Source organism: Rhizobium pisi, from assembly GCF_003938655.1.
Classification (GTDB): domain Bacteria; phylum Pseudomonadota; class Alphaproteobacteria; order Rhizobiales; family Rhizobiaceae; genus Rhizobium; species Rhizobium pisi.
Genome location: NZ_RJJT01000024.1, coordinates 25,468 through 42,898 on the forward strand (window position 1 = coordinate 25,468; position 17,431 = coordinate 42,898).

Annotated in this window: 19 protein-coding genes and 3 tRNA genes; 19 read left to right on the plus strand and 3 right to left on the minus strand. The window is 60.8% G+C overall.

All coding sequences use genetic code 11. From position 1 onward, the window contains the following. Positions 1–151: 151 nt before the first annotated feature. Both EFD55_RS26765 and EFD55_RS26770 read left to right on the plus strand, forming a co-directional pair. Positions 152–511 carry a hypothetical protein gene (locus EFD55_RS26765; protein ID WP_125849149.1) on the plus strand — a complete coding sequence of 120 codons (360 nt, stop codon included), beginning with the start codon at positions 152–154 and terminating at the stop codon, positions 509–511. Positions 512–643: 132 nt separating this feature from the next. Further along, complete coding sequence (locus tag EFD55_RS26770) at positions 644–1,189, plus strand: glutathione peroxidase (protein ID WP_125849151.1); 546 nt, start codon at positions 644–646, stop codon at positions 1,187–1,189. A gap of 139 nt (positions 1,190–1,328) precedes the next feature. Here the strand turns inward: EFD55_RS26770 and EFD55_RS34230 are convergent, their stop codons facing one another. The 3 genes from EFD55_RS34230 to EFD55_RS26785 all read right to left on the minus strand — a co-directional run bounded on the left by EFD55_RS34230 (position 1,329) and on the right by EFD55_RS26785 (position 2,077). Next, positions 1,329–1,541, minus strand: coding sequence for a hypothetical protein (locus EFD55_RS34230; RefSeq protein ID WP_125849153.1), 213 nt, complete (start codon positions 1,539–1,541; stop codon positions 1,329–1,331). Between the two features lie 185 nt (positions 1,542–1,726). Next, positions 1,727–1,802 (minus strand) — tRNA-Val (locus EFD55_RS26780). Further along, entirely contained in the window at positions 1,793–2,077 is a 285-nt protein-coding gene (locus EFD55_RS26785) for a hypothetical protein (protein WP_125849155.1), read from the minus strand. Before EFD55_RS26785 ends, EFD55_RS26780 begins: the two co-directional genes overlap by 10 nt. Positions 2,078–2,194: 117 nt before the next feature. Between EFD55_RS26785 and EFD55_RS26790 the strand changes: the two genes are divergently transcribed. From EFD55_RS26790 to EFD55_RS26870, 17 genes are all read left to right on the plus strand, one after another. After that, a tRNA-Asp gene (locus EFD55_RS26790) sits at positions 2,195–2,271 on the plus strand. 50 nt (positions 2,272–2,321) lie between these two features. Further along, positions 2,322–2,398: transfer RNA gene (locus tag EFD55_RS26795), tRNA-Asp, on the plus strand. Between the two features lie 247 nt (positions 2,399–2,645). Next, positions 2,646–3,011: an NADH-quinone oxidoreductase subunit A gene (locus tag EFD55_RS33320; RefSeq protein WP_008521906.1), complete on the plus strand. Its 366-nt coding sequence runs from the start codon at positions 2,646–2,648 to the stop codon at positions 3,009–3,011. Beyond that, entirely contained in the window at positions 3,002–3,586 is a 585-nt protein-coding gene (locus EFD55_RS26805; RefSeq protein WP_125849159.1) for a NuoB/complex I 20 kDa subunit family protein, read from the plus strand. The genes EFD55_RS33320 and EFD55_RS26805 overlap by 10 nt, the downstream gene beginning before the upstream one ends. An 18-nt stretch (positions 3,587–3,604) precedes the next feature. Further along, positions 3,605–4,207 (plus strand): NADH-quinone oxidoreductase subunit C, encoded by a 603-nt coding sequence (locus EFD55_RS26810; protein WP_125849161.1) that lies wholly within the window; start codon positions 3,605–3,607, stop codon positions 4,205–4,207. A 67-nt stretch (positions 4,208–4,274) separates the two neighbouring features. Further along, on the plus strand, positions 4,275–5,465 hold the full coding sequence (locus EFD55_RS26815; protein ID WP_125849163.1) for an NADH-quinone oxidoreductase subunit D: 1,191 nt from the start codon (positions 4,275–4,277) through the stop codon (positions 5,463–5,465). After that, positions 5,465–5,737 carry a hypothetical protein gene (locus EFD55_RS26820; RefSeq protein WP_125849165.1) on the plus strand — a complete coding sequence of 91 codons (273 nt, stop codon included), beginning with the start codon at positions 5,465–5,467 and terminating at the stop codon, positions 5,735–5,737. Before EFD55_RS26815 ends, EFD55_RS26820 begins: the two co-directional genes overlap by 1 nt. 16 nt (positions 5,738–5,753) lie before the next feature. Beyond that, positions 5,754–6,920 (plus strand): NADH-quinone oxidoreductase subunit E, encoded by a 1,167-nt coding sequence (locus tag EFD55_RS26825; protein WP_125849167.1) that lies wholly within the window; start codon positions 5,754–5,756, stop codon positions 6,918–6,920. Between the two features lie 10 nt (positions 6,921–6,930). Continuing rightward, complete coding sequence (gene nuoF, locus EFD55_RS26830) at positions 6,931–8,235, plus strand: NADH-quinone oxidoreductase subunit NuoF (RefSeq protein ID WP_125849168.1); 1,305 nt, start codon at positions 6,931–6,933, stop codon at positions 8,233–8,235. A 2-nt stretch (positions 8,236–8,237) separates the two neighbouring features. Further along, positions 8,238–8,924 carry a helix-hairpin-helix domain-containing protein gene (locus tag EFD55_RS26835; protein WP_125849170.1) on the plus strand — a complete coding sequence of 229 codons (687 nt, stop codon included), beginning with the start codon at positions 8,238–8,240 and terminating at the stop codon, positions 8,922–8,924. Between the two features lie 226 nt (positions 8,925–9,150). Beyond that, positions 9,151–11,232, plus strand: a complete 2,082-nt coding sequence (gene nuoG / locus EFD55_RS26840) for an NADH-quinone oxidoreductase subunit NuoG (RefSeq protein ID WP_125849172.1) — start codon at positions 9,151–9,153, stop codon at positions 11,230–11,232. Between the two features lie 12 nt (positions 11,233–11,244). Further along, positions 11,245–12,288: an NADH-quinone oxidoreductase subunit NuoH gene (gene nuoH / locus EFD55_RS26845; RefSeq protein WP_125849174.1), complete on the plus strand. Its 1,044-nt coding sequence runs from the start codon at positions 11,245–11,247 to the stop codon at positions 12,286–12,288. 40 nt (positions 12,289–12,328) lie between these two features. Beyond that, positions 12,329–12,820 carry an NADH-quinone oxidoreductase subunit NuoI gene (gene nuoI / locus EFD55_RS26850; protein WP_008521873.1) on the plus strand — a complete coding sequence of 164 codons (492 nt, stop codon included), beginning with the start codon at positions 12,329–12,331 and terminating at the stop codon, positions 12,818–12,820. Between the two features lie 138 nt (positions 12,821–12,958). Further along, a complete protein-coding gene (locus tag EFD55_RS26855; protein WP_125849176.1) occupies positions 12,959–13,573 on the plus strand; it encodes an NADH-quinone oxidoreductase subunit J in 615 nt (204 codons plus the stop codon). Between the two features lie 23 nt (positions 13,574–13,596). Next, on the plus strand, positions 13,597–13,905 hold the full coding sequence (gene nuoK, locus EFD55_RS26860; RefSeq protein ID WP_003547388.1) for an NADH-quinone oxidoreductase subunit NuoK: 309 nt from the start codon (positions 13,597–13,599) through the stop codon (positions 13,903–13,905). A 7-nt stretch (positions 13,906–13,912) separates the two neighbouring features. Continuing rightward, a complete protein-coding gene (gene nuoL / locus EFD55_RS26865) occupies positions 13,913–15,913 on the plus strand; it encodes an NADH-quinone oxidoreductase subunit L (RefSeq protein ID WP_125849178.1) in 2,001 nt (666 codons plus the stop codon). Then, positions 15,913–17,424, plus strand: coding sequence for an NADH-quinone oxidoreductase subunit M (locus EFD55_RS26870; RefSeq protein WP_125849180.1), 1,512 nt, complete (start codon positions 15,913–15,915; stop codon positions 17,422–17,424). Before nuoL ends, EFD55_RS26870 begins: the two co-directional genes overlap by 1 nt. The last annotated feature ends 7 nt before the right edge of the window (positions 17,425–17,431 follow it).

Below are 17,431 nucleotides of genomic sequence, written 5' to 3' on the forward strand. Positions count from 1 at the left end.
GACTGCGGGCGACTGACGGCCCTGATGCGGTTCGAGGGGAACGTAGGAGCAGCCGACGCCGATGACAACCGCATGACAGGAATTTGCTTCTTTCGAGCAAAGCGTTAAGTTTCATCTGCAAACCGGCAAAGAGCCCTGGGAGGAGCGATTCATGAGACGGATGTGGCCTGACGAATTCAATGCCATCATTGACGATGCCGAAGAGGTGGTGCTGGAATCTCCCGCAGAGCCAGGTGAAGCGCCGCTGCGCCGCAAAGCGCTGAAGGCACGCATTGCCATGGAGGATTACGAGCGGATCTGGCCGCTCGCCGAGATGCGCTTCCGGCTTGGCGAAGGAAGTTTCTCGGGCAAGGCGATCACGCTGATCACCACCAATCCCCATTACCACGCCTGGCATCCGAAGGACGGCGGCAGTCTCGAGGCTGTGTCGGACAGCGGCCGCCACTACAAGAAGGATTATATCGTCGTCCACTTCCTGCTGGACGACGTGAGGGAAACATCCCCCGCCTGACAGGCTGCGATGGCGGTGCGGCCACAAGCCGCACCGGCACTATCCAGAAGCCAAGTTGATCCCGACGCTGATGACAATGGCGGCGATATCGCTAAGTTTGGCGAACATGTTCCTATAAAATTGGAGGCTCCCGTGACGGGCAATGTGCTGGATATCCCTGTCAAAACAGTGGACGGTCGCGAAACCACGCTCAACGAATACAAGGGTAGAGTGCTCCTGATCGTCAATGTCGCCTCGAAATGCGGGCTCACGCCGCAATATGACGGGCTCGAAAAGCTTTATGAGGAAAAGCGCGAGCGCGGTTTCGTCATCGCCGCTTTCCCTGCCAACGACTTCAAGGGCCAGGAGCCCGGCACCGACGCCGAGATCCTCGACTTCTGCACCCTGACCTATGACGTCAAATTCCCGATCTTCTCGAAAATTTCGGTCAAAGGCGAGGCCCAGCACCCGCTCTACAGGCAGCTGACCAAATCGGGCGTGAAGACAACAGGCGACGGCCCGATGCGTGAACGCCTGAAATCCCACGGCATATCGGGCGACGAAGACGATATCCTCTGGAACTTCGAAAAATTCCTGATCGGCCGCGACGGCAAAATCGCCGGCCGCTTCGCGCCTGACGTGACGGCGGATGATTCGCGGCTGGTCTCGGCGGTGGATAAAGAACTGGCGAAGGGGTGAATGATGGGGCGAGCACCACCGAATAAGGGATGCTCGTTACCCCGATCACGCTCTCACAGCTGAGTCGGAGAAAATGAGAACGCGCATCCGGCAGTGTTCATGCGCTTCCGGATTGCGATGACTTGTCTGAGCAGGATCTTCAGATTCCAAGCCAGGTCACAAGTGGGGGCGTAAAGTCCTTGAAGCCCACTCTCGGCCAGTCGCACTTTCTGTCAAATCTCGTCTTTGGTTCATGGCGCTGGCATTGCGGATTCGTCTTGAACGCATATCCGGGCAGGGTGACATATCTGGCAGTTGGCGTGCAAAGGGCAATCGCGATGCACAGCGTCAATACGGAGCGCAGGGTCCTCATGGCACACCTCCAGGCGTCGTAGCCTTTGAGCGCGGAGACTTTCCGGGCGGCGAATTCTCCCACTTTTGCCGGCCGCCATCCATTCGCCCAATAGGAGGTAGCGGCATGGCGGACGGAGTAGTCCGTTCTGGTGGAGCGCTAGCTTTCGAGCGGCGCGCATCTGAAGCTGTTTAGGGGAAAAGAAATGGTGGGCGATGAGAGACTCGAACTCCCGACATCCTCGGTGTAAACGAGGCGCTCTACCAACTGAGCTAATCGCCCATCGCAAACGAAGCCGCATCGGCCCGCCGCGTTGGTGGCCGTGATCTATGCGGATCGCGGCAAAACCGCAAGAGTGTTTGTGAAGATTTTTTGATTTTTTTGCCGGTGATCCTGTGTCCGGCGATGCCCAACAGGCTCGCACCGGCTGTGGATAAAGGGGAGGGGGAAGACGCGGGCATATTCGTTTGGACTGCGTCGTCGCCTTCGATCGGGTGCCGGCGCGGCAGCGGGCAAGGGAATTGCAGGCTTTGCCGAAACAATTCAACGACTGTCATGGTTTTGTCTCCAAACCTGCTTGACACTAAAAGGCGAACCCCGTAGTTAGCCGCTCATCGAAACGGGCAGCCGTTTCGGAGAGGGTGCGAAGGCATCCGGATTGCTTGAAATGAAGTGCGGGTGTAGCTCAGTCGGTTAGAGTGCCGGCCTGTCACGCCGGAGGTCGCGGGTTCGAGCCCCGTCACTCGCGCCATTTCAAAGCCGGCGAAATTCGCCGCCGTCCGGCTCTTCCGTCCGTTATGCGCGGGTGTAGCTCAGTCGGTTAGAGTGCCGGCCTGTCACGCCGGAGGTCGCGGGTTCGAGCCCCGTCACTCGCGCCATTTTCTTCTGAAAGCCATGCAGTTTCCAGCGGTCAGCCATGCGGGTTCAGACGGCTTGCGCGGATTTGTCGCGACATCGTTGCATCTGCTTGATAATGTCCGCGCGCACTCGTCGAATTGCCTCTGTATAAAGTCTTGCGCCGGGGCTTCGGCTGCGCTAACCACGGCTTGTTGCAACGCACGTTCGCTTGCCGGGCATTTGCCCATATGCGCCGCCTGGCGCCGCCGGCAAGCAGGGATGAACATGATGACTGAACTGCTCAGTTCCTATATTCCGATCGCCATCTTTATCGGTATCGCGCTTGTCATTGGCCTGGCGCTGCTCATCGCGCCGTTTGCCGTGGCTTTCAAAGCGCCCGATTCGGAAAAGCTCTCGGCTTACGAATGCGGCTTCAACGCTTTCGACGACGCCCGCATGAAGTTCGACATCCGCTTCTACCTCGTGTCGATTCTCTTCATCATCTTCGACCTCGAAGTCGCCTTCCTCTTTCCCTGGGCCGTTTCCTTTGGCGCCATCGGCTGGTTCGGCTTCTGGTCCATGATGGTCTTCCTTCTCGTGTTGACCATCGGTTTTATCTATGAATGGAAGAAGGGAGCCCTGGAATGGGAGTAGCCCCTGTGAGCAATCAACCGCTCGTCGCCCAGCAGCCGAAAGGGATCATCGATCCTTCGACCGGCAAGCCGATCGGCAGCAACGACGCCTTCTTTGGCGAGATCAACAATGAACTCGCCGACAAGGGTTTTCTCGTCACCTCGACCGACGAACTGATCAACTGGGCCCGCACCGGCTCGCTGATGTGGATGACCTTCGGCCTTGCCTGCTGCGCTGTCGAAATGATGCAGTTGTCGATGCCGCGTTATGACGTCGAGCGCTTCGGTTTTGCGCCGCGCGCCTCGCCGCGCCAGTCCGACGTGATGATCGTCGCCGGCACGCTGACCAACAAGATGGCGCCGGCGCTGCGCAAGGTCTACGACCAGATGCCCGAGCCGCGCTACGTCATCTCGATGGGCTCCTGCGCCAATGGTGGCGGCTATTATCACTATTCCTATTCGGTCGTGCGCGGCTGTGACCGCGTCGTGCCGATCGACATTTACGTGCCGGGCTGTCCCCCCACGGCCGAGGCGCTGCTCTACGGCGTGCTTCTGCTGCAGAAGAAGATCCGGCGCACCGGCACGATCGAACGCTAAGGGTTAAGGACAAGGCATATGAGTGAAGCCCTGACAGAGCTTGCGTCCTACCTTGGCGAAGCGCGCGGCAACCTGATCGCCGCTTCGCAGATGAAGTATGGCGAGCTGACGCTGACGGCAACGGGTGAGAACGTGATCGCGCTTCTGACCTTCCTGCGTGACGACACCAAATGTGGTTTCGTCAATCTGATCGATATTTGCGGCGTCGACTGGCCGCAGCGCGAGCTGCGTTTCGATGTCGTCTATCATCTGCTGTCGCCGAAGAAGAACCTGCGCATCCGCGTCAAGGTCGCAACCGATGAGGATACGCCGGTTCCGTCCGCCTGCGCCGTCTATCCCGGCGCCGACTGGTTCGAGCGCGAAACCTGGGACATGTACGGCGTGCTCTTCACCGGCCATCCGGATCTGCGCCGCATCCTGACCGACTACGGTTTCGAAGGCCACCCGCTACGCAAGGACTTCCCGACGACAGGTTTCGTCGAGGTCCGTTACGACGATGCGGCAAAGCGCGTCGTTTACGAGCCGGTCGAGTTGAAGCAGGAATTCCGCAACTTCGACTTCATGTCGCCCTGGGAAGGCACGGATTATGTGCTTCCTGGCGACGAAAAGGCGAAACAATAAAATCCAAGGCGGCTGACAGGCACTGCGCCCGTCATTCACTGGTTATCTGAGAACGCGAGCCATCGCCATGACCGAACATAACGTCCGCAACTTCAACATCAATTTCGGGCCGCAGCATCCGGCGGCGCACGGCGTTCTTCGTCTTGTCCTGGAGCTTGACGGCGAAATTGTGGAACGCGTCGATCCGCATATCGGCCTGCTGCATCGCGGCACCGAGAAGCTGATCGAGACGAAGACCTATCTTCAGGCAGTGCCCTATTTCGATCGCCTCGACTATGTCGCGCCGATGAACCAGGAACATGCCTATGCGCTGGCCGTCGAAAAGCTGCTCGGCATCGAGATCCCGATCCGCGGCCAGTTGATCCGCGTTCTCTATTCGGAAATCGGCCGCATCCTCTCGCATCTGCTGAACGTCACGACTCAGGCCATGGACGTCGGCGCGCTGACGCCGCCGCTCTGGGGCTTCGAAGAGCGTGAAAAGCTGATGGTGTTCTATGAGCGCGCCAGCGGCTCGCGCATGCACGCCGCTTATTTCCGTCCGGGCGGCGTCCACCAGGATCTGCCCGAAAAGCTCGTGCAGGACATCGGCGATTGGTGCGACCCGTTCCTGAAGGCGCTTGACGATATCGACAACCTGTTGACCGGCAACCGCATCTTCAAGCAACGCAACGTCGATATCGGCGTCGTCTCGCTGGAAGATTGCTGGGCCTGGGGCTTCTCCGGCGTCATGGTGCGCGGTTCCGGCGCTGCCTGGGATCTGCGCCGCGCGCAGCCCTACGAATGTTATTCCGATCTCGAATTCGACATCCCGATCGGCAAGAACGGCGACAACTACGACCGTTATCTGATCCGTATGATCGAGATGCGCGAATCGGTCCGCATCATGAAGCAGTGCGTCAACCGCCTGCTCTCGGATGCGAAGACCGGTCCTTTCTCGTCGATCGACGGCAAGGTCGTACCGCCGAAGCGCGGCGAGATGAAGCGCTCGATGGAAGCGCTGATCCACCATTTCAAGCTCTACACCGAAGGCTATCACGTGCCGGCCGGCGAAGTTTATGCAGCCGTCGAGGCGCCGAAGGGCGAGTTCGGCGTCTATCTCGTCTCCGATGGCAGCAACAAGCCCTATCGCTGCAAGATCCGCGCTCCCGGTTATGCGCATCTGCAGGCGATGGACTTCATGTGCCGCGGCCACCAGCTTGCCGACATCGCGGCCGTCCTCGGCTCGCTCGACATCGTCTTCGGCGAGGTGGATCGCTGATGCAGCGTCTGCCGCTCGTCGTCGCAATGCTCCTTTCGGCATCCGGGGTTTCGGCTCAGGAGGCCGACACCCTCGGCACGCCGCTGGGCCATAAGGAAGTGACGCCGCCGGCACAGCAATCGTCCATGGGCGAGCTTTTGTCCAAGGGCTATCAGATCAAGGCTGCCGTCCCGAACGGCAGCAAATTCGTAGTGTTTATGCAGAAAGACCAGTCGGCCTATGCCTGCGAAATGCAGTCTTTGACCGCTTCGCGGTGTGGAACCCTAAACTGACAAGGCGTGAGGAAGAATGTCCGTTCGTCGATTAGCCGAAGATCAATTTCAGCCTGCCGCATTCGCATTCAGCGATGAGAATGCGGTCTGGGCGGACAAGACGATCCAGAAATACCCCGCCGGCCGCCAGCAATCGGCGGTCATTCCGCTGTTGATGCGGGCGCAGGAGCAGGACGGCTGGGTCACGCGCGCGGCGATCGAGAAAATCGCCGACATGCTGGATATGGCCTACATAAGAGTGCTCGAGGTCGCGACCTTCTACACGCAGTTCCAGCTGCATCCTGTAGGAACACGCGCCCACGTCCAGGTCTGCGGCACGACGCCTTGCATGCTACGGGGCTCGGAAGCGCTGATGTCGGTCTGCAAGAGCAAGATCCATGCCCATACCTTCGAGCGCAATGCCGAAGGCACGCTGTCCTGGGAAGAGGTCGAATGTCTCGGGGCCTGCGTCAACGCCCCGATGGTGATGATCGGCAAGGACACCTACGAGGACCTGACGCCCGAGCGTCTCGAAGAGATCATCGACGCCTTTGCCGCCGGGAACGGCGCAAGCGTCAAGCCCGGCACCCAGATCGACCGGATATTCTCGGCACCTGAAGGCGGGCCGACCTCGCTGACGACGGAAGAGCCGAAGGCAAGGACGCGCGCCAAGAAGACGGATGCCGAAGCCATTTCGGCTCCTGTCGACGGCGCTCCGGTTCCGCCCTCCGAGGCTGCCCGCCCGAAGAGCACTGACGCGGAAACCAATGCCGCCCTGAAGACGCCGGCAACGGCGCCGAAGGCTGCGGCGAAGAACGCAAAGGCTGCCCAGGAGCAGCCGATCTCCGGCACCGCGCTTGCGGAACCAGCGCCTGCGGCTGCGGTCAAGGCGGAAGCAGCTCCGGCGGCAAAGCCCAGCCTGACCGACAAGAACCGTCCGTCCGGCATCGAGAAGCCGGCTGCGCCGGATGATCTGAAGATGATTTCAGGCGTCGGTCCGAAGATCGAGGCGACGTTGAACGAAATCGGCATCTTCACCTTCGCACAAGTCGCAGGCTGGAAGAAGGCCGAGCGCGAATGGGTCGATGGCTACCTGAATTTCCGCGGCCGCATCGAGCGAGACGACTGGGTCAAGCAGGCCAAGGCGCTCGCCAAGGGCGGTGAAGCGGAATATATCAAGGTCTTCGGCAAGAAGCCGCGGTAAGAGGTGAAGCATGTTACAAGATAAAGACCGCATCTTTACCAACATCTACGGCCTCAAGGACAAATCCCTGAAGGGCGCGATGAGCCGCGGCCACTGGGACGGCACCAAGCACATCCTCGAAAAAGGCCGCGACTGGATCATCAACGAGATGAAGGCATCCGGCCTTCGCGGTCGCGGTGGCGCCGGCTTCCCCACCGGTCTCAAATGGTCCTTCATGCCGAAGGAAAGCGACGGCCGCCCGCATTATCTCGTCGTCAACGCCGACGAATCCGAGCCCGGTACCTGCAAGGACCGCGACATCATGCGCCACGATCCGCATACGCTGATCGAAGGCTGCGTCATCGCAAGCTTCGCCATGGGCGCCAATGCGGCTTACATCTACGTGCGCGGCGAATATATAAGAGAGCGCGAAGCGCTGCAGGCGGCGATCGACGAGTGCTATGATTACGGTCTGCTCGGCAAGAACAACAAGCTCGGCTGGGACATGGACATCTACGTCCATCACGGCGCCGGCGCCTATATTTGCGGCGAAGAAACCGCGCTGCTCGAAAGCCTCGAAGGCAAGAAGGGCCAGCCGCGCCTGAAGCCGCCATTCCCGGCCAATATGGGTCTCTACGGCTGCCCGACGACGGTCAACAACGTCGAATCGATTGCTGTTGCACCGACGATCCTGCGCCGCGGCGCCGGCTGGTTCTCGGCCATCGGTCGCCCGAACAATGTCGGCACCAAGCTGTTCATGCTCTCCGGCCACGTCAACAAGCCGTGCACGGTCGAAGAGGAAATGGGCATCACCTTCCGCGAGCTGGTCGATCGCCACGCCGGCGGCATCCGCGGCGGCTGGGACAACCTGCTCGCCGTCATTCCGGGCGGCGCATCCTGCCCGATCGTTCCGGCCAAGGACATTATCGACTGCCCGATGGATTTCGACGGCCTGCGCGGCGTCGGCTCCTCCTTCGGCACGGCCGCCGCAATCGTCATGGACAAGTCCACCGACGTTATCAAGGCAATTGCCCGTATCTCGGCCTTCTTCAAGCACGAGAGCTGCGGCCAGTGCACGCCCTGCCGCGAAGGCACGGGCTGGATGTGGCGCGTGATGGAGCGCATGGCCAAGGGCAATGCCCAGAAGCGCGAAATCGACATGCTGTTCCAGGTGACGAAGCAGATCGAAGGCCACACCATCTGTGCGCTCGGCGACGCCGCCGCATGGCCGGTGCAGGGTCTGATCCGTAACTTCCGCCCCGAGATCGAAAAGCGCATCGACCAGTATACGGCAAGCGCGCTCGATCACGGCGCGGTTCTGGAGGCGGCTGAGTAATCATGGTGGACAAGGCATCTGATGGCAGGAAGAAGGAAGAGGCTGCCGATTTCGCGGCCGGCTTCGGCCGGCTTGCCGCCGAGATGCTGGAAAATGCACGGGCGATGCCGGTGCATCCGCTGATGGCGCATCCCGCTGCAGCTTTTGCCGCCGCAACCGCGATTGGTGTTGGTCTCTCGACCCAAATGGCGGGCGCCTTCTTCGGCGCCTTCCAGAGCGCCCTGGAAACCACAGGCAAGCTCGCCGCCGCTCTCGATGATACGCCGCCGGACGAGCCGACGGCCAACGTCGATGTTCGGCCGGAGAATATTCGCCCGGCCGTCAAGGCTGTCGAGAAGCCGGCGCCTGAGAGCAAGCCGGTTGTCGAGAGGAAGGCAAAGCCAAAACTGACGATCGTTGCGCCGGTCAGCGCGCCGATGCCCGCCGCCAAGCCGGTGCCGGCCGCAAAAGCGAAGCCGGTGACGCGGACGGCGAAGGCTGACGATCTGAAGCTGATCGCCGGCATCGGCCCGAAGCTTGAGCAGGTGTTGAACGCCAAGGGCATTCGCAGTTTTGCCGAGATCGCCGGCTGGAGCGACGAGGAAATTGCTCGGCTCGACGCCGAACTCGGTTTCAACGGCCGTATCGGACGTGACGACTGGCCCGGCCAGGCAAAAATTCTCGCGACGCGGGGTCGCAGGAAGAAATGATAAAGTGTCCGGCCGTATCAAGCGGCCGGAAAGATGGGCAGATCGGCGTACGGGCGGGGGCCTCAAGCTGCAGATGCCGAGCGGGTTCCGGGTCTGGAACGCGCGACAGAGAATTTCGGCGACATCAGCTGTCGGCAGGACGAAAGATCCGGCTTGGCAATGATGATGTTGCAAAAATAGGTTTGTTTGCCGTCTTCAGGCAAACGGGAAACAGGACTGAGCGACGATGGCAAAACTGAAGATTGACGGAAACGAGATCGAAGTTCCGGATCATTTCACGCTGTTGCAGGCGTGTGAAGACGCTGGCGCCGAGGTTCCGCGCTTCTGCTTCCACGAGCGCCTGTCCGTTGCCGGTAACTGCCGCATGTGCCTCGTCGAAGTGAAGGGCGGCCCGCCGAAGCCGCAGGCCTCCTGCGCCATGAGCGTTCGCGACATTCGCGGCGGCCCGAACGGCGAACTGCCGGAGGTCTTCACCAATACGCCGATGGTCAAGAAGGCCCGCGAAGGGGTGATGGAATTTCTGCTCATCAACCATCCGCTCGATTGCCCGATCTGCGACCAGGGCGGCGAATGCGACCTGCAGGACCAGGCGATGACCTTCGGCATCGACACCTCGCGCTATCAGGAAGACAAGCGCGCCGTCGAGGACAAGTATATCGGCCCGCTCGTCAAGACAGTGATGAACCGCTGCATCCATTGCACGCGTTGCGTCCGCTTCACCACAGAAGTTGCCGGCATTTCCGAACTCGGCCTGATCGGCCGTGGCGAAGATGCCGAGATCACCACCTATCTCGAGCAGGCGATGACCTCCGAGCTGCAGGGTAACGTTGTCGATCTTTGCCCGGTCGGCGCGCTCACCTCCAAGCCCTTCGCCTTCACCGCGCGTCCCTGGGAATTGAACAAGACCGAATCGATCGACGTCATGGATGCCGTCGGTTCGGCGATCCGCGTCGACACCCGTGGCCGCGAGGTCATGCGCATCCTGCCGCGCGTCAACGAAGCGATCAACGAGGAGTGGATCTCCGACAAGAGCCGTTTCATCTGGGACGGCCTGAAGACCCAGCGCCTCGACCGGCCCTATGTCCGCCGCGACGGTCGCCTGCAGCCCGCCACCTGGGCGGAGGCCTTCGCTGCCATCAAGGCAGCCGTCAGCGCCACCTCCGGCGACAGGATCGGCGCGATATCAGGCGATCTCGCTTCCGTCGAGGAAATGTATGCGCTCTCGGAGCTGGTGAAGTCGCTGGGCTCGGAGAACCTCGACTGTCGCCAGGATGGGACGGCACTCGATCCGTCGCTTGGCCGTGCGAGCTACCTCTTCAACCCGACCATCGCAGGCATCGACCAGGCAGACGCACTGCTGATCATCGGCGCCAATCCGCGCTTCGAAGCGGCGATCCTCAACGCCCGCATCCGCAAGCGCTGGCGCCGCGGCAAGTTCCCGATCGGCGTGATCGGTGAGCCGGGCGAGCTGCGCTACAGCTATGATTACCTCGGCGGCGGTCCCGACACATTGAAGGATCTGGTCGACGGCACCCACGGCTTCGCGGATGTCCTGAAGAATGCGGCAAAGCCTATGATCATCATCGGCCAGGGCGCGCTGTCGCGCACCGACGGCGCCGGCGTTCTCGCAAGCGCTGCCAAGCTTGCCGGTTCGGTCGGCGCGGTCGTTGAAGGCTGGAACGGTTTTGCTGTCCTTCACACCGCTGCCTCGCGCGTCGGCGGCCTCGACCTCGGCTTCGTGCCGGGCGCCAAGGGCGTCAATGCCGCCGAGATGCTGACGGCGATGGACGTGCTCTTCCTGCTCGGCGCCGACGAACTCGATTTTACCGCCAAGAAGGCCAAGCTCACCGTCTATATCGGTTCGCATGGCGACAACGGCGCGCACCACGCCGACGTCATCTTGCCGGCCGCAGCTTACACCGAAAAGTCCGGCACCTGGGTCAACACCGAAGGCCGCGTTCAGATGGGCAACCGCGCAGGCTTTGCGCCGGGCGATGCCCGCGAGGACTGGGCGATCATCCGCGCTCTTTCCGACGTGCTCGGCAAGAAGCTTCCGTTCGATTCGCTGAGCGAATTGCGCGCAAGGCTCTATGCCGCTTTCCCGCATTTCGCCGCCATCGACGAGATCGCCGAAACCGATAGCGCCCAAATTGCCGCAGTCGCGAAAAAAGCCGGCAAGATGAACAAGTCAGGGTTTGCGTCGCCGGTGAAAGACTTCTATTTGACGAACCCGATAGCGCGCGCCTCGGCTGTCATGGCCGAGTGCTCGGCATTGGCCCGCAACAACTTCAAAGTCGCGGCAGAGTAAGGGCAGGGGACTATGGATTCTTTCTTTTCAACCTATGTCTGGCCGGCGATCATCATGATCGGTCAGTCGCTGCTGCTTCTCGTCTGCCTGCTCGTCTTCATCGCCTACGTGCTGCTCGCCGACCGCAAGATCTGGGCGGCAGTGCAGCTGCGCCGCGGCCCGAACGTCGTCGGTCCCTTCGGCCTGTTCCAGTCCTTCGCCGACCTTCTGAAGTTCGTCTTCAAGGAGCCGATCATTCCGGCTGGCGCCAACAAGGCTGTCTTCCTGCTTGCCCCGCTGGTAACAGTGCTTCTGGCGCTCTCCACCTGGGCGGTCGTGCCGCTCGCCGACGGATGGGTGATCGCCAACATCAATGTCGGTATCCTCTATATCTTCGCGATCTCGTCGCTCGAAGTTTACGGCATCATCATGGGCGGCTGGGCTTCGAACTCGAAGTATCCGTTCCTCGGCGCGCTGCGTTCGGCCGCGCAGATGGTGTCCTATGAAGTCTCGATCGGCTTCGTCATCGTCACCGTGCTTCTCTGCGTCGGTTCGCTGAACCTGACCGATATCGTCAATGCGCAGCATACCGGCCTCGGCACCATGCTCGGCCTGCCGGCGTCGTTCCTCGACTGGCATTGGCTGTCGCTCTTCCCGATGTTCATCGTCTTCTTCATTTCGGCGCTCGCCGAGACGAACCGTCCGCCCTTCGACCTTCCGGAAGCCGAATCGGAACTCGTCGCCGGCTTCATGGTCGAATACGGCTCCTCGCCATACATGATGTTCATGCTGGGCGAATATGCGGCCGTCTGCCTGATGTGCGCGCTGACGACGATCCTCTTCCTGGGCGGCTGGCTGCCTCCGGTCGATATCTGGATCCTCAACTGGGTTCCGGGCATCATCTGGTTCACACTGAAGGCCTGCCTGGTGTTCTTCATGTTCGCGATGGTCAAGGCTTTCGTTCCGCGCTACCGCTACGACCAGCTCATGCGCCTCGGCTGGAAGGTTTTCCTGCCGCTGTCGCTCGCCATGGTCGTCATCGTTGCATTCGTGCTGAAACTGATGGGTTGGGCATGATCATGTCCGCTCTCGTTTCCGGCAAAATTGGAGGTTGAAGATGGCAAGCTTGTCCAGCTCCATCAACTCGCTGTTTCTCAAGGAATTCGTCGGCGCCTTCTTCTTGTCGATGCGTTATTTCTTCCGCCAGAAGGCGACGATCAACTATCCCTTCGAAAAGGGGCCGGTTTCTCCGCGTTTCCGCGGCGAGCATGCGTTGCGCCGTTACCCGAACGGCGAGGAACGCTGCATCGCCTGCAAGCTCTGCGAGGCGATCTGTCCTGCCCAGGCGATCACCATCGAGGCCGGTCCGCGCCGCAACGACGGCACGCGCCGCACGGTGCGTTACGACATCGACATGGTGAAGTGCATCTATTGCGGCTTCTGCCAGGAAGCCTGCCCGGTGGACGCGATCGTCGAAGGGCCGAATTTCGAATTTGCGACTGAAACTCGCGAAGAACTCTATTTCGACAAGGCGCGGCTTCTGGATAACGGAGACCGATGGGAGCGCGAAATCGCACGCAACATCGCGATCGACTCGCCGTACCGCTGATTGAGATTTTGAAATGCCGCGAGAGCGCCTAGGCGTCGCGGTCAATATGCACAGGAGCTTTGCCGGTTAGCGCCGTGAAAAGCTCTATCGGGCAGGGAAACTCCCGGCTGCCCGGGGGAAGATGAAAAAGGCACCAACATGGGTCTGCAGGCTCTATTTTTCTATCTTTTCGCCTTTGTCGCGGTGGCGTCGGCGTTCATGGTTATCTGGGCGAAGAACCCGGTTCACTCGGTTCTGTTCCTGATCCTGGTGTTCTTCAATGCCGCCGGCCTCTTCCTGCTGCTCGGCGCCGAATTCCTGGCGATGATCCTGCTCGTCGTCTATGTCGGTGCCGTCGCGGTTCTCTTCCTCTTCGTGGTGATGATGCTCGACATCGACTTCACCGAGCTTCGCGCCGGTGTTCTCGAATATGCGCCCATCGGCGGCCTGATCGGGGTCATCCTCGCAGCCGAGCTGATCGTCGTCATCGGCGGCAGCGTCATCTCGCCTGAGATCGCAAAGACCGTTGCCATGCCGATCCCGGCGCTCAGCGAGCGCACGAATACGGCCGCTCTCGGCGACGTTCTCTACACCAACTACGTCTACTTCTTCCAGATCGCCGGCCTGGTGCTCCTGGTAGCCATGATCGGCGCGATCGTTCTGACGCTGAGGCACCGCACCAACATCAAGCGGCAGAATATTTCCAGACAGGTTGCCCGCACGCCCGCCACCGCCGTCGAGGTGGTTTCGGTCAAGCCCGGGCAGGGCGTCTAAAGGCAGGTCAAGGAACAAAGAACATGGTCATCGGACTTTCCCATTACCTGACGGTCAGCGCCATCCTCTTCACGCTCGGCGTCTTCGGTATCTTCCTGAACCGGAAGAACGTCATCGTCATCCTGATGTCGATCGAACTGATCCTGCTTGCCGTCAACATCAACATGGTCGCCTTCTCCTCCTTCCTGAACGACATCGTCGGCCAGGTCTTCGCGCTGTTCATCCTGACGGTCGCGGCTGCCGAGGCGGCGATCGGTCTTGCAATTCTCGTTGTCTTCTACCGCAACCGCGGCTCGATCGCGGTCGAAGACGTCAATATGATGAAGGGCTGAGTGGCTCATGTTCCTCTATAAGGCTATCGTCTTTCTTCCCTTGATCGGCGCGATCATCGCCGGCCTGTTCGGCCGCGCGATCGGCGCCAAGGCTTCGGAATATGTCACCAGCGGCCTGATGATCATTGCGGCCATCCTGTCCTGGATCGTTTTCTTCAACGTCGGCATGGGCCACCTCGAAGGCGGTCCGATCAAGGTCGAGGTGCTGCGCTGGATCCAGTCCGGCGGCATTGACGTCTCCTGGTCGCTGCGCGTGGATACGCTGACCTCGGTCATGCTGATCGTCGTCAATACGGTCTCGACGCTGGTGCATGTCTATTCGATCGGCTACATGCACACCGATCCGCATCGCCCGCGCTTTTTCGCTTATCTCTCGCTCTTCACCTTCGCCATGCTGATGCTGGTGACCTCGGACAATCTCGGCCAGATGTTCTTCGGCTGGGAAGGCGTCGGTCTCGCCTCCTATCTCTTGATCGGCTTCTGGTACAAGAAGCCGTCCGCGACGGCTGCGGCGATGAAGGCCTTCATCGTCAACCGTGTGGGCGACTTCGGCTTCGTGCTCGGCATTGCCGGCGTCTTCGTGCTGTTCGGCTCGATCAATCTCGACACGATCTTCGCCAATGCTTCGAACTTCGCCCCGCATGAAGGCGGCAGCGAGGCGAGCGAGGTGATCCTCAACCTCTTCGGCATGCAGCTCGACAAGGCGCACGCGCTGACCGGCATCTGCCTGCTGCTCTTCATGGGCGCGATGGGCAAGTCGGCGCAGTTCCTGCTCCACACCTGGCTGCCTGACGCCATGGAAGGCCCGACCCCGGTCTCGGCGCTCATCCATGCCGCCACCATGGTCACCGCCGGCGTCTTCCTCGTCGCCCGTATGTCGCCGCTCTTCGAACTGTCGCCGGACGCCCTCGTCGTCGTCACCGTGATCGGCGCGATCACCGCCTTCTTCGCGGCGACCGTTGGCCTGGTGCAGAACGACATCAAGCGCGTCATCGCCTATTCCACCTGCTCGCAGCTCGGCTACATGTTCGTGGCGCTCGGGGTAGGGGCCTATGGCGCGGCGATCTTCCATCTCTTCACGCATGCCTTTTTCAAGGCGCTGCTCTTCCTCTGCGCCGGCTCGGTCATCCACGCTGTCGATGGCGAGCAGGACATGCGCTATATGGGCGGCCTGCGTCCGCACATTAAGTGGACGTTCCGTATGATGATCATCGGCACGCTTGCGATTACCGGCGTCGGCATTCCCTTTACGCCGATCGGCTTTGCCGGCTTCTTCTCCAAGGACGTGATCATCGAGGCGACCTACGCATCGCATTCGCCGGTTTCGGGCTTCGCCTTCTCGCTGCTGGTCATCGCGGCTCTGTTTACGAGCTTCTATTCCTGGCGCCTGATCTTCATGACCTTCTTCGGCAAGCCGCGCGCCTCGCATGAGGTCATGCACCACGTCCACGAGTCGCCGCAGGTCATGCTGGTGCCGCTCTATCTCCTTGCGATCGGTGCAGTGCTTGCGGGCTATTTCTTCGAAGGACGCTTCTACGGCGAGGAATATGCCGAGTTCTGGAAGGGCGCGCTCTTCACCGGCGCCGAGAACGAGCTCGTCGAGCAGTTCCACCATGTTCCGGCGCTCGTGGGCCTGAGCCCCTTCATCGCCATGGTGCTCGGCTTCGTCACCGCCTGGTATATGTATATCCGCTCGCCGCAGACGCCGCGCATCCTCGCGCAGCAGCACCGCGTGCTCTACCAGTTCCTGCTGAACAAGTGGTACTTCGACGAGCTTTACGACTTCCTCTTCGTCCGCACTGCAAGGGCTCTCGGTCGCTTCCTGTGGAAGAAGGGTGACGTCGGCGTCATCGATACCTACGGCCCGAACGGCGTCGCCGCCCGCGTCGTCGCCGTCACCGATCGCGTGGTCCGCCTGCAGACCGGTTACCTCTATCACTATGCCTTCGCCATGCTGATCGGCATTGCGGCGCTTGTTACCTGGATGATGCTCGGGAGTTCCTTCTGATGACCGATTGGCCCATTCTTTCAACGGTCACCTTCCTGCCGCTCGTCGGCGTCGTGCTCCTGTTGCTGATGAACGGCGAGAGCGAAGCCGGCCGGAAGAACGTGCTGTGGATCTCGCTGATCACCACCGTCTTTACCTTCGTCGTTTCGCTCTTCATCTGGACCGGCTTCGACAATGCGAACCCGGGCTTCCAGATGCTCGAGAAGCGTGACTGGCTCGGCACCGGCATCGGCTACCATGTCGGCGTCGATGGCATCTCGATGCTGTTCGTCATCCTCTCGACCTTCCTCATGCCCTTCTGCGTGCTGGCGAGCTGGCTCTCGATCGAGAAGCGCCTGAAGGAATATATGATCGCCTTCCTCATCTTGGAAACGATGATGATCGGCGTCTTCGTCTCGCTCGATATCGTGCTCTTCTACGTCTTCTTCGAAGCGGGCCTCATTCCGATGTTCCTGATCATCGGCGTCTGGGGCGGCAAGGACCGCGTCTATGCAAGCTACAAGTTCTTTCTCTACACGCTGCTCGGCTCGGTTCTGATGCTGCTCGCCATTATGGCGATGTACTGGCAGGCCGGCACGACCGACATTACCGCGCTGCTCGCTTACAAGTTCCCGCCGGCGCTGCAGACCTGGTTATGGCTTGCCTTCTTCGCCTCCTTCGCTGTGAAGATGCCGATGTGGCCGGTCCATACCTGGCTTCCGGACGCCCACGTTCAGGCGCCGACGGCAGGTTCGGTGATCCTGGCCGGCGTGCTCCTGAAGCTCGGCGGCTATGGCCTCATCCGCTTCTCGCTCGGCATGTTCCCGGTCGCGTCCGATTATTTCGCGCCGCTCGTCTTCGCCATGTCCGTCATCGCCATCATCTACACCTCCCTGGTGGCGATGATGCAGGACGACATCAAGAAGCTGATCGCCTATTCCTCCGTAGCGCACATGGGCTACGTGACCATGGGCATCTTTGCCGCCAACATGCAGGGCGTTCAGGGTTCGATCTTCCAGATGCTGTCGCACGGCATCGTCTCCGGCGCGCTCTTCCTCTGCGTCGGCGTCGTCTACGACCGCACCCACACTCGCGAGATCAACGCCTATGGCGGCCTCGTCAACAACATGCCGAAATATGCCGTCGCGATGATGGTCTTCACCATGGCCAATGTCGGGCTTCCCGGCACGTCGGGCTTCATCGGCGAATTCCTGACGCTGATCGGCGTCTTCCGGGTCAATACCTGGGTCGCGCTCTTTGCCGCCACCGGCGTCATCCTCTCGGCCGCCTACGCGCTCTGGCTTTACCGCCGGGTGATCTTCGGCGCGCTGGAGAAGGAAAAGCTGAAGGCGTTGCTCGATCTTTCGCCACGCGAGCAACTGATCCTCTATCCGCTGGTCGCGCTCACCATCTTCTTCGGCGTTTACCCCGCTCCGGTCTTCGATGCGACGGCCGCCTCGGTGGATCTGCTGGTCAACAACTACACGGCCGCCGTGCACGCAGCGCAAAATATTGCGCTGTCTATGAATTGATGACGGG